This window comes from Maridesulfovibrio salinus (assembly GCF_055394525.1).
The window spans coordinates 3,931,767-3,943,276 of record NZ_AP042461.1; the positions used below are offsets into that span (position 1 = coordinate 3,931,767).

Consider the following 11,510-nt stretch of genomic DNA (forward strand, 5'->3'; position numbering starts at 1 on the left):
GTAATTCCGGCATACAGGTAATCACAAAGTCATACTGATTTCCGAAGTGCCCCAAGGCAGAAAACATGAAAGCACTAGGTATAGATTTCGGAACCAAACGCGTCGGACTGGCCATAACCGACCCCGAACGGATGTTCGCATTTCCGTATAAAGTAATGGAGAGGACAACCCGTGACGCAATGTTCATGGAATTACTTGGAATAATAGAAGATGAAAAAATTGCCGACATTGTGATCGGTCTTCCACTTTCTCTGGACGGGGAAGACACCCTTACCACCCGGCAAGTGCGTAACTTTGCGGCATCGTTACAAAGAAGGGTTGACTTGCCCATTCATCTTGTTGATGAAAGACTCAGCTCTATAGCAGCGGAAGAAGAACTCAAGGAGGCTGGACTTTGGGACAGGAAAAGAAAGAAAAATCTGGACAGCCAGGCAGCAAAGGTGATTCTGGAGACATGGCTAAGCCGGGCATAGTTCTGCGCTATGTCATGCCAACCATCGCTTTTGGATGCATGGCACTCATGCTTGTCGCCGGCTGGTTCATGTACCAGAACTGGAGTTTTCTTAACTTACCCCCGGAAATTGAGGGGCGGGAAGTTATCTTTACAGTTGACCGGGGGCAACCGCTCTGGACCATTTCCGGAAATCTGGCCAAAGAAGGCCTGATCAGTGATGCTAAAAGATTCCGCCAGTACGCTCAGGTTGAAGGCAAGGAAGACAAGATCAGAGCTGGGGAATTCCGCCTCTGGTCCAATATGACAGCTCCCGAAGTTCTTGAGAAACTTACCACCACATCCGGAATTCTGCATAAATTTTCAGTACGTGAAGGACTGACCTGGTGGGCTACAGCCCAGGAAGCCGATAAGTCTGAACTTACAACTTACGCTGACTTCAAAACCGCTGTTTCAGACCCGGAACTTCTTGCAGAATACAAGATCCCTGCAAAAAATGCAGAAGGTTACCTCTTCCCGGAAACCTACCTGCTTACCCGGCCCAAAAGCAATTCCGGAAAAACCATGGTCGAAACCATGCTTAAGGAATTCAAGAAGGCAGCAAATGAGGCATGGGACGGAAAGATTCCTTCACCAAAAGAAGTACACAGTACGATAATTCTCGCCTCGCTGGTGGAAAAAGAGACCGGAGATGTTACTGAACGCCGCAGAATCGCCGGTGTTTTCGCAAACAGACTTAAAAAGGGCTACCTGCTGCAGTGCGATCCGACCATTATCTACGGTCTGGGTGAAACCTTTGACGGTAATCTGCGAAAAAAGCATCTCAAAGACAAATCCAACCCCTATAACACTTACCAGCACAAAGGGCTTCCTCCGGGACCGATCTGTTCCCCGGGCCTTGAATCGATAAAAGCAGCCATAAATCCCGAACAGCACTCCTATCTGTACTTTGTTGCCAAGGGAGACGGTTCTCACTACTTCAGCAAATCCCTCAAAGAACACAACGCAGCCGTTAGAAAATACCAATTACGCAGGAACCGCGACACCTACAGATCTTACAACTAAACTAAAAGGCGCAGTATCCCGATAGATACTGCGCCTTTTTAATAAAGCTTTCTTATCTCTGATCTTTCAGTAGCAATAAAGAATATTCATCTTTCGGCTATTCTCTGATGAATTCTAAAATTTACTCATAATGAAATCCGTGATCGATTCGATCGCGGATTTTTTAACGGGACTTTCGGACTGTTCATCATCCCACCATTGCAAATCCCTGAACTCAACAGGCAGTCTCAATGTAAGAAAAGGCAGAAAGAACTTTAATACATTCTGATGCGAAGCCCCTTTGGCTGTGTCAAAATGAAAAAAAACTTCTCCTATAAACCAGGAGCGGTCTTTTTGAGTTTTGGGTTCCGTAGGCCTCACATACATGAAGTCAGGATCTGTCTCGGCATTCAGTTCACTGTCATGAAATCTTGAAAAAATATCCAGAACCTTTCCCCGGGTTATTTTATCCCCATACACATCCACGATGAAAATAAACTTAAGAAACCCGGTTTCAGGAGTGAGGTTGTGGCGGGAAATCTTAAGCACCCCTTCCTTACGTCTTGATTCATCATCATCCAGAAAAAGATCAAAGGCGCAAAAACCGATAAAGTTTTCAGTATCACGCAATTCTGCAAGCTGTTTTTCAATGAAAGCTGTATTTTCAGTCACTTCTACTTATCCGCACATTTAATTGTTAACAAAACTCAGCCTGCGATAACACTTTACTCAACACTGAACAAGACACCCAAAAAAAGTCTCCCACGAATTTTCGGGGAGACTTTATATTATTAAATAGTCGGGCTGCTAATCCTTTTCAGATTCAACAGAATCCCTTTCCTGCTTTCTCATCATTTCATCCAGCCCTTCCCGGGATTTTTTCCTGACCATATGGAAAATAGCAAATACGATTACCAGCATCACAATGACGGCTTCTACTCCTTCTCCAGTCACTTCATCCTCCCGGGTTGAGAATTTTATCCAGCAATACTAGTGAGAATGTCCGATCACACTTTCACCCTTCACTAATGCCGATACCTTGGGATAGACAACCAATGCAAGAAGAATCAATGCCGATACAATATAAAGCAGGCCATGAGTATCTTCCGCGCCACTCTGTACCCAGTCCGTGATACTCAGTCCCAGACTGTAGTAAAGCCAGTTGACGAACATTCCCAACACCAATGAACATCCTATAATACTTCCAAGATAGATAAAAGCGGACTTCTTTCCCAGCAGCTTAGCAACAACGGTAAAGGAAGCCGCATTAGTGGCAGGCCCGGCCAGAAGGAAAACCAGTGCAGCACCGGGAGACAGTCCCTTGAGCGCAAGGGCCGCAGCTATCGGAGTAGATGCTGTGGCGCATACATAAAGCGGAACAGCAGCAGCAAGCATTATCAGCAGAGGCAGGAAGCCGCCCCCGAGATTTTCCTCGATAAATCCGTCAGGAATCACAGCACTGAAAAGCCCCGCCAGCAGCACACCGAAAAGGAACCACAATCCGATATCCTGAAGCAACTCTCCAAACGAATACTTCATACCGCTTTTCAGCTTGCCCATGAACGTAGCAGGAAGCTCTTTTGATAAATCAACGCATCCGCACCCGCCACCGGAGCAGCTCTGAACTTCCCCGCCAGCATCAGTGCATCTGTGCCCTGAGGATGATTTCGAGCATCCGCAATCCTTCGAATTGTCAGAACACCCGCAATCATTCTGCTCGCCGTGCAAATGCACATGAGCTGAATCGTGGGGGGTAAGTATTGCATTCGGAATTACGTTTTTCTCATGCAAGGGACTGTTTTTCTTGTCATTCCTGTCAACAAGTACACCGGCCACCATTGCGGTAAAAAAGGCTGCAAAAGGCCGGAAAAAAGTCATCACCGGATCAAGCAGGGCGTATGTCACCGCAATTGAATCCATACCGGTTTCAGGCGTGGAGATGAGAAAGGAAGTGGTAGCACCTTTACTTGCCCCCTGCTGGCGGAGCTGGGCGGCCGCAGGGATAACCCCGCAGCTGCATAAAGGAATCGGAACACCCAGAAGAGAAGCCTTAAGCACATCTGAAGTTTTTCCCGAACCTAAGTTACGACTTATAAACTCAGGGCCGACAAAAGCCTTGAGTAAACCGGCAATAAAAAAACCTAACAGAATATAAGGGGAAGACTGCAGCAGTACCTCCCATGACTCGTGAAGAATTTTGATGATAATTTCGAGCATATCTATCCCTTTTCAGGCGGGCATCCGTCACCTTTCATATGATCAAGGGCTGTCCGCATTATGGTTTCAACATGACTGTCACTGAGACTGTAAACTGCCCTGCGCCCTTCTTTCTCGAACCGAACCATTCTGGCGGTACGCAGCAGCCTCAACTGGTGAGATACAGCTGAATGACTCATATCAAGGAACTCGGCCAGATCGCATACACACATTTCACTTATGGAAAGAGCGTGCAGAATGGAGATTCTCACCGGGTCCCCCATCAGTTTAAAAACCGAAGCAAGCTCATGCATTGTCTCTCGAGAACAACACTTGCTCTGGACCAGTTTAACTTTACATATGTCAGGATTATAGCCATCGCAGCAACCGCTCTTATTGTTCATTCCCAGCTCCGTCATGTTTATATATGAGCAACTATTCATATATTATTTCCTTAAAATGTTTTGTCAACCCGGTCAAGAGCGAACCTGACCAAAGACAAAATAAATAATTCCTCAAAATTTTATAATATATTAAAGTAAGAAACGTTTAGGTAATTATAAAAATGGACGCTACCGCAGGAGTTGGCTTGAGTGGAAAAATAGATATCATCATAGATCCGGATCTGATGGATCTGACTCCGGTTCTGACTGAGTCACTTTCAAAGGAACTGGAAGACATCAGAAAATCAATCTGTAAAGAAGATTTCGCTGAAATATGCGAGATAGCGCACTCCTCTCGTGGAGCTGCCCTTACTTTCGGATACGATACTTATGTCCGTGGTCTGGAAGATATAAGCAGTGCTGCGCAGAACGAAAATACTGAAGACTTAAAAAAGATCTGTCTCCGGCTTGAGAATCTGCTCCAAAACACCCGGTTTATCCCTGAGCAGCCATAAGCATCTCCCATGTAAAAGAACTGCATTCCTAAAAAAAAGACTGCACTGGTTTTTAAGACGAATCTTCCCTCATCATTGAGAGAAGTTGGATCAGAAATTTTCTGGTTCGAAGACTTATTCCCGGAGCACCGCTTTCACGAGGTCCGGCAACATTCATAACTTCTATTTTCCGGGCAATTATCCATGCTGAAACAGTCTTGTGCGCCCCGCCATCTTCAAGAGGGACAACAGCCAGAGGACGCTTGTGCTTGCGGGCCAGCCTGATTGTAAGTGCCGTCCCCTTAGACTCGCAATCTCCGGGAAAAACAAGAGTACCGTCTGAATCAAGAACGTTTCTCTCGGTTCTTTTCCAATACTGCGGATATGTCATCTCCTGAACATTGTACCGGTCAGGTATTCTGCCATCTTCAGCCCTTCTGCCACGTGGACACCATCCTCCGTGGGGAATGCCCATAATTATAGCCGCATCCAGTGCCCCCCGGTCTACCCCGGTCTGACCTCCTGAAACTATCTTGAAACCGCGAGGCAGAGCAGCCTTCTCATCACCGAACACCCTGCTTTCTACTGTCTGGGTTTCTCCGCAATAGGGACACCTAAGCAATTCCATTCCCGGAACAAGAGCCGGAATCACTTCATAGGCTGCCAATGCTCCGGTCCATCCACACTTTTCACAGGACTTGTATTTACTGCCCCCGTATATAGCTGCTCTTTCCATGACCGGGACAGTTATCAGTTTTCCGGTAAAATAACAATCTGCACATCAGGGGTTTGCGATAATCTATCCAGATCAAGGCTGTTGCTGAGTTCGGCTGTGACAAAAATAGTCCCTTTGAAACCTGATGACACCCTTTTCCACAAATCTGCAGGAGGACAATAATTAATCTTACCCGGACACATTACCAGCAGACTCTCAACAGGCTGAGCGTCCTCCTGTCCAAGAACCATGCAGGGATCACTCATGACCAGATCTTCCTGCAAAAGCCCGTGGATTGTCTCCACAAGACGTTTCTCATCGATTGGTTTGATGAGTGCGGCATCTCCGCCGGCACGCTGCCCTTCTGCAAGTGCACTTATCACAATTACAGGTATATGGCTCGTTGACGGGTCGGATCTAAGTGAACGGATCGCCTGATCTCCATTCATCACCGGCATCTTGAGGTCCATGGTAATAAGATGGGGAAGCCTCTTTTTAGCGGTTTCCACAGCCTCCTGACCGTCGGTTACAGTAACCACCCTGTACCCCTCTTCTTCAAGAACCTGTGAGAGGAACTCATTTAAAGCCGGATCATCATCTGCGACCATTATCAAAGGACTGTCAGGACAGCCGGGACGCATCTCACCTTTACCCTTTCTTGAAATACGGGACGATACAGGTACTGCTCTTTCGACGACAGGTGAGTCCACAGCCAGTGTAAAATGAAAAGAACTCCCCTCGCCGAGTTTACTATCCACCCAGATCCGCCCCTTGTGGTGATCGACAATCTGCTTGCAAATGGGCAGTCCCAGTCCTGTTCCCTTGGGCTTACCGGTAAGCGTGTCTCCTGCCTGTTTGAACCGCTGAAAAATTTTCTTCTGGTCTTCGGGCGAAATCCCACTCCCGGTATCAGTGACACTGACCATTATCTCATCACCGAGAGATCTGGCATTAAGGGTAATCGCCCCGGAATCTGTAAACTTGACGGCATTTGAAATAAGGTTGACGAGAACCTGCAGGATTCTGTCATGGTCACCATAAATTTTCGGGAACCCGTTCTCGACATCCACAATCATTTCCAATCCTTTCGGTTGCCATAGTGGTGTCGTTGCCTGAACCGAGGTATTGAAAATATCTGTCATATCAACCGGACCTTTCTTCCAGTCAATTTTTCCCGATTCCATTTTGGCGATATCAAGGACATCATTTATCAATTCAGTAAGCCGCTGACCTTCAGAGACAATAATATTGATATTGTCTTTTACCTGCGAAATGGATCTCTCGGTTTTCTTATCCGGAGCACTGCAAGTTGGAAAAACATTCTTTTCCAGCTTCTTCCTGATTATTTTGGCGAACCCGAGAATTGAAGTCATAGGCGTGCGTAATTCATGAGAAACAGTGGAAATAAAATCAGTCTTAAGATTATCAACCTCTTTTTCATAAGTAATGTCTCTGACCAGAATTACAGCTCCAAGGCATAAATTGCAGCCGTTCTCGGATTCCCACTTATGGATCGGGGTTGCAACGGCCTTGACCGTACGACGGTCCGGCAGGGTTATTTCGGATGAATAAATTTCATGTTCGCAACCGCGAACCAGATGATATAGATCTGTCATTTCGGACGAAAAATAATCCTTTATATCTTTCCCTTTGACCTCCTGACCGGAAAGGCCGAACAGTTCACTCAAAGCCGGATTGGTAAGAGATATTTTACCTTTTATATCAACAACCAGAAGACCATCCGCCAAGTTGTCCATGATGACTTCCATATAAGTCAGGGTATCCTGCAACTCGCTGGTAGCGTTACTCACCGCCCGCTCAAGGCCTGCAATCAGAGTGGTCAGTTCATCGGCCATATTTTTCATTGTTCCGGCCAGCAACCCGATTTCATCATTGGATTTAATCTCGATATCAGCGGTGAAATCATGATCAGAAAGCTTTTTGGCGTATTCAGTTAGTTCATTCAGGGGCTCAGATATTTTTTTCACCATCATATAAAGCATGAGCACACTGCCCCAAAAAATGAAAAACATAACCACCTGGAGCTTGGCAATGGCAATCCATACATATTTATTGATGATCCCCTTATCCATACCGACATGAACATAACCTGCCATTCCAGCCAATATGGGCTTGGTGATATCTATCACATCGCCGAATTCAGGAAGCTCCAGTTCCCGTACGGACATATTTTCCGGATGGATGTTTCTGGAAGCCAGAATCTCGGGAACCCTCGGCACAAAAGTATGGGAAATAATATTTCCATCAGCATCCTGAACATAGACGTAAGCGGCCCCGTCACTGGCCGTGAACTGGTCTATCATGGACTGTATAGTGGAAGAATCCCGGTTGAGAAGAATCTCGACACTGGAACTGGCAATGCTGCTGGCGATGGCCTTGCCCTTGCTTATGTACTCGTCAACCATGTGGTTGTGCAGGGTAAGCGCGGATATAAGGGACATGGAACATGATATGACCCCGAACAGAATGAAAGTCATAAGCATGGTTTTCTGAAAAATCTTTGACATTCTCATTTTTATGGTCATTTGCTCCACCTCTTCCAGCTTTTCAGCGGAACGAACTTTCCGTTGGAAACTGTCGTGTAATAGACCTCGTCAAGCCCCTGATGCTTCCCCCTGCCGAAACTCACTTTTGCTCCGATTCCGATATCAAGATTTCGTATGGACAAGGTTGCGGCATAGATATTCCCGTTGTACTGGCGCTGCTCAAGTTTCTCCAGAATCTCAGTCATAACCTTGGCATTGAGAAAACCTTCAAAACTTATGAAGCTGAACTTCAGGGGAACATAGCCCATACCGAATCCTTCCGGCATTGAGGGCGGATTGCCGGTCATGGCCTTGCGGTATTCTACAACGGCAGGAAGGGTGGTATCTTCATAGCTTGGAACAGTCTGAGTATTTACCAGATTCCGCGTATAATTTCTGCCGGTCTGCTTCTCCAGCACTTGCAGCAATTCAAGCATATTCTCACTGCCTACGAAGGAAAGATTGCAGATGGGCACATCTACTCCCGCATCACGCGCGTCCCTTATAAAAGCGGCACTGGCCTCATAGGTTCCAACCGATATAATAGCATCAGGCTTTGCTTCGGCCAGAATTTCCACCTGCTGTTTCATGGAGTCTGAAAAAGATGCCCCTCGGCGGTAAGTAGCCTCCGCCACGATACTCAATTCCTTTTCAGAAAGAGCTTTTCTGATACCGTCCCAGCCGCTGCGCCCATACGCGTCAGCCTGATATAGAACAGCAATGCGGGTCCGCCCTGTCATATACAGGTTATGAACAAGTCCCCAAGTTTCCTGACGGTATGAAGCTCTGAGATTGAAAACATACTCTTCGTAAGGGAATTCCCGCTGGGGCTGAGCTCCGGTAAAAGGAAAAAACAGATAAACCGGCTTGTCATAATTGAAATGTTTGATGACGGGAAGAACGCGGGTAACAGTAGGCGTGCCCACATAATTGAACAGACAGCAAACGTCATCCTGCTCCACAAGTTTTATGGTATTGCGGATTGCAGGAACGGGATTGTAATCATCATCGTAAAACTGCACTACAATCTTACGGCCGTTTATTCCTCCACGGGCATTGACCAGATCGAAATAAGCCTGGGCACCACGAAATAATTCTATCCCCAGCCCTTTACTCGGGCCGGTGAAGGCTGCAGACATTCCCAGAATATAGTTTCCTTTCCAGGCGGCACTTGCGGAAGAACATAATAGAAGCAGAAATGAGAAAAGAAGAAGTGACTTGAGAACAGGCTTAAGCATACCGGAAACCCCGAAGTAAATTTCAGCCGGCGGACCGGAAAACCCGGTTTTATTGCAGGTTATCCCTGTCGCCGGGGCGTTCGGGTAGCCGGCGGCTAGTTCATATTATTCCGAGGAATCTTGCAGAACCTCGGAGAAACAGGACGATCAAGGTCAATACTCTCCGCCCCTTTTTCAATTTCACTTATATTGTTGATAAAAAGAAAAACCAGATCCCGGTCCAGTTTACCCTCTTCAGCTTCAGCGGCCAGAATCTTCAATGCTCTGGACTGAGGAGTTGCCGGTTTATAGTGCCGCTCCTGAGTAATCGCATCATAAATATCCGCAATTGCCAGAATACGGCTCTGTATAAGGATATTATCACCTTCCAGACCTTCTGGATAACCGGAACCGTCAATGCGCTCATGATGCTGGCCGATTATGGTAAGCAACTGAGCTAAATCGTCCTGAAAAGGAATATGCTCAAGAATACGTCTGCTTTCGGTGGGATGACGCTCAATTTCCATCCGCTCTTCGCTGGTAAGATTGCCTCTCCTCACCAACAGGCACTTGCGCTCATCAGGTTGAAGCATGTGCACGGTTGAACCATTAACCTTGAACTTCACATTGCTTATGCTGTTGACAAAATCCAGATCTTCCTGAGGAGGACTGAGTGAAATATTTATTTTCTTAAGCCTTTTATAGTCATTTTCCCACTCATGCTTGTGATGGAGACCAAAAAGCTTCAGCCGCATTCCTATCACATCAAGCATGGATTTCGGGAGGCGGGTCTTCTTGGTGAGAACCTCTTCCTTGATTCCTATTTTCCCGATGTCATGCAGGATACCGGAATAAAATATTTCGCGAAGTTGTTCGTCATTGAAATTTATATCCTCAAAGACTCCACCTTCATTGGATATCTGGCGGGCAAAAGCGACAGAAAGGTGGGCAACCCGCTCAGAATGCCCGGCGGTGAAAGGATCACGGGCATCAATGGCTTCAGCCAGAGCCTTGAGAAGGGCATCCATCAGAACCCTTATCGATTCAAAATTGTATGCGTTGCTTATGGAAATTCCCGCAACGGAAGACAATGTGGAAACATGTTTGAGATGCGCCGCGTTAAAAGCATTCACACAGCGTGACATGAGGACCAGAACCCCCTCACAGACACTGGGGGAAGGGATGGGCATTATCAGCAGGGAACGGACTCCCTGAGGCATGCAGCCGCTGCAACGTCTGTCCTGAGTTACATTATTGATTATCTCACCGCGAAGACTTGAAATCACGTCCTGAAACAACGGACTCTCCACCAGAGTCTTAATAAGTTCAGGTTCAAAATCACCGAAGCTGTCGAAAACACTGAACCCGTCCTCTTCGGGCAGATAAACAACCCCCATCTGAGCCGGAAGAGTTGAGGTCTGACACTCATTCGACAAGGCATGAATAACATCCTTCAGCCGAAGTGAATTATTCAGTTCAACGATGGACCGGTGCAGAAGTGCCAGCTCACGATACTTGGAAAGGGTTTCCTCCCCGATAAGTCTTCGAGCTGTCTCGGATTCAATGTGATTTGCTATGGAAAAGGCAGTGAGTTCCAGAACTGATCTGATATGTTGAAGATCTTCTGAACCATAATCCTCATTCTCATCAAGAAAGACACCGATGCTCAGATTCTCATTGGCCGGATTTTTTACCGGGACCAGAATAGCACTGGATTTGGAAGCGTTCAGAGGTTCTTCACAATATAAGGGAAAACTGTCGATGTAAGCACACAAGACCGCTCCTTCCGGAAGCAACGGAGCCGTTTTCCGAAAGAAAGCTTTCAATTTTTTCGGTTTTATAAATTTTTTCAACCGTGTTTCAGGCTTCAGGCTCACATTCATCGGCTGCACTGTCAGTCTTCTAGTTGAAGTATTAATTTAGCAACTTCCAGAATTTCCTCAGGATCAAAAGGCTTAGTCATGTATCGTTCAGCACCAAGTTCAAGTCCATGCTTGCGGTCTACTTCCTGTCCTTTGGCGGTCAGAAGAATTATCTTCACACCAGACAATCCCTCATCCTCCCGGACAGCCTGACAAACCTCGTAGCCGTTCATATAGGGCATCATGATGTCGAGAAAAACCAGATCCGGCCGCTCATCACGGATACAGTCCAGACCTTCTTCGCCGTTTTCGGCCGTCAGCAACTCAACATCATAATCATCTTCGAGTTCTTCCAGAGTCTGTTCGAGAAGCATCCTGATGTGGACTTCATCATCCACAACTAGAATTTTTCCGGGCATGGGCTCTCCTTTTGTTGCCAAACTGTGACCATATTTACATATTGTCTTCAACCTCGGCAAGAGTTACCTTACTGAAAAAATAATTTATTTACTGAAGAACCTTGTAAAAAGAATATTAAGTCAACATCAGAGAGGGTTATAGCCTTTTTGTCTGTTTTTATACTATAGTTGAATTAAGAGTTA

12 protein-coding genes are annotated in these 11,510 nt (G+C 46.4%); 3 read left to right on the forward strand and 9 right to left on the reverse strand.

All coding sequences use genetic code 11. The annotated features are described in order from the left end of the window. The first annotated feature begins 65 nt into the window (after positions 1-65). Both ruvX and mltG read left to right on the forward strand, forming a co-directional pair. Positions 66-473 (forward strand): Holliday junction resolvase RuvX, encoded by a 408-nt coding sequence (gene ruvX, locus ACZ5PW_RS18130; RefSeq protein WP_464556319.1) that lies wholly within the window; start codon positions 66-68, stop codon positions 471-473. Next, positions 395-1,516, forward strand: a complete 1,122-nt coding sequence (gene mltG / locus ACZ5PW_RS18135) for an endolytic transglycosylase MltG (RefSeq protein ID WP_464556321.1) — start codon at positions 395-397, stop codon at positions 1,514-1,516. Before ruvX ends, mltG begins: the two co-directional genes overlap by 79 nt. 114 nt (positions 1,517-1,630) lie before the next feature. Here mltG and ACZ5PW_RS18140 read toward each other — a convergent pair whose 3' ends face one another. The 4 genes from ACZ5PW_RS18140 to ACZ5PW_RS18155 form a co-directional block, all read right to left on the reverse strand. After that, positions 1,631-2,167, reverse strand: coding sequence for a hypothetical protein (locus ACZ5PW_RS18140; RefSeq protein WP_464556323.1), 537 nt, complete (start codon positions 2,165-2,167; stop codon positions 1,631-1,633). Positions 2,168-2,302: 135 nt separating this feature from the next. Continuing rightward, on the reverse strand, positions 2,303-2,449 hold the full coding sequence (locus ACZ5PW_RS18145) for a hypothetical protein (protein ID WP_464556325.1): 147 nt from the start codon (positions 2,447-2,449) through the stop codon (positions 2,303-2,305). A gap of 36 nt (positions 2,450-2,485) precedes the next feature. Continuing rightward, the gene (locus ACZ5PW_RS18150; protein ID WP_464556327.1) at positions 2,486-3,712 is read right to left on the reverse strand and encodes an SO_0444 family Cu/Zn efflux transporter; all 1,227 of its coding nucleotides are present in this window, start codon (positions 3,710-3,712) and stop codon (positions 2,486-2,488) included. 2 nt (positions 3,713-3,714) lie between these two features. Next, positions 3,715-4,095, reverse strand: coding sequence for an ArsR/SmtB family transcription factor (locus ACZ5PW_RS18155; protein ID WP_464556329.1), 381 nt, complete (start codon positions 4,093-4,095; stop codon positions 3,715-3,717). A gap of 185 nt (positions 4,096-4,280) precedes the next feature. Here ACZ5PW_RS18155 and ACZ5PW_RS18160 point away from each other — a divergent pair, with 185 nt between their 5' ends. Continuing rightward, a complete protein-coding gene (locus ACZ5PW_RS18160) occupies positions 4,281-4,589 on the forward strand; it encodes an Hpt domain-containing protein (protein ID WP_464556331.1) in 309 nt (102 codons plus the stop codon). Positions 4,590-4,641: 52 nt separating this feature from the next. Here ACZ5PW_RS18160 and ACZ5PW_RS18165 read toward each other — a convergent pair whose 3' ends face one another. The 5 genes from ACZ5PW_RS18165 to ACZ5PW_RS18185 all read right to left on the reverse strand — a co-directional run bounded on the left by ACZ5PW_RS18165 (position 4,642) and on the right by ACZ5PW_RS18185 (position 11,327). Beyond that, a complete protein-coding gene (locus tag ACZ5PW_RS18165; protein ID WP_464556332.1) occupies positions 4,642-5,304 on the reverse strand; it encodes a putative molybdenum carrier protein in 663 nt (220 codons plus the stop codon). Positions 5,305-5,318: 14 nt separating this feature from the next. Continuing rightward, a complete protein-coding gene (locus tag ACZ5PW_RS18170) occupies positions 5,319-7,829 on the reverse strand; it encodes an ATP-binding protein (protein WP_464556334.1) in 2,511 nt (836 codons plus the stop codon). Then, on the reverse strand, positions 7,826-9,067 hold the full coding sequence (locus ACZ5PW_RS18175; RefSeq protein ID WP_464556335.1) for an ABC transporter substrate-binding protein: 1,242 nt from the start codon (positions 9,065-9,067) through the stop codon (positions 7,826-7,828). Before ACZ5PW_RS18175 ends, ACZ5PW_RS18170 begins: the two co-directional genes overlap by 4 nt. 95 nt (positions 9,068-9,162) lie before the next feature. Then, positions 9,163-10,821 (reverse strand): HD domain-containing phosphohydrolase, encoded by a 1,659-nt coding sequence (locus ACZ5PW_RS18180; RefSeq protein ID WP_464556337.1) that lies wholly within the window; start codon positions 10,819-10,821, stop codon positions 9,163-9,165. 119 nt (positions 10,822-10,940) lie between these two features. Then, entirely contained in the window at positions 10,941-11,327 is a 387-nt protein-coding gene (locus ACZ5PW_RS18185; protein ID WP_464556338.1) for a response regulator transcription factor, read from the reverse strand. Positions 11,328-11,510 lie beyond the last annotated feature (183 nt).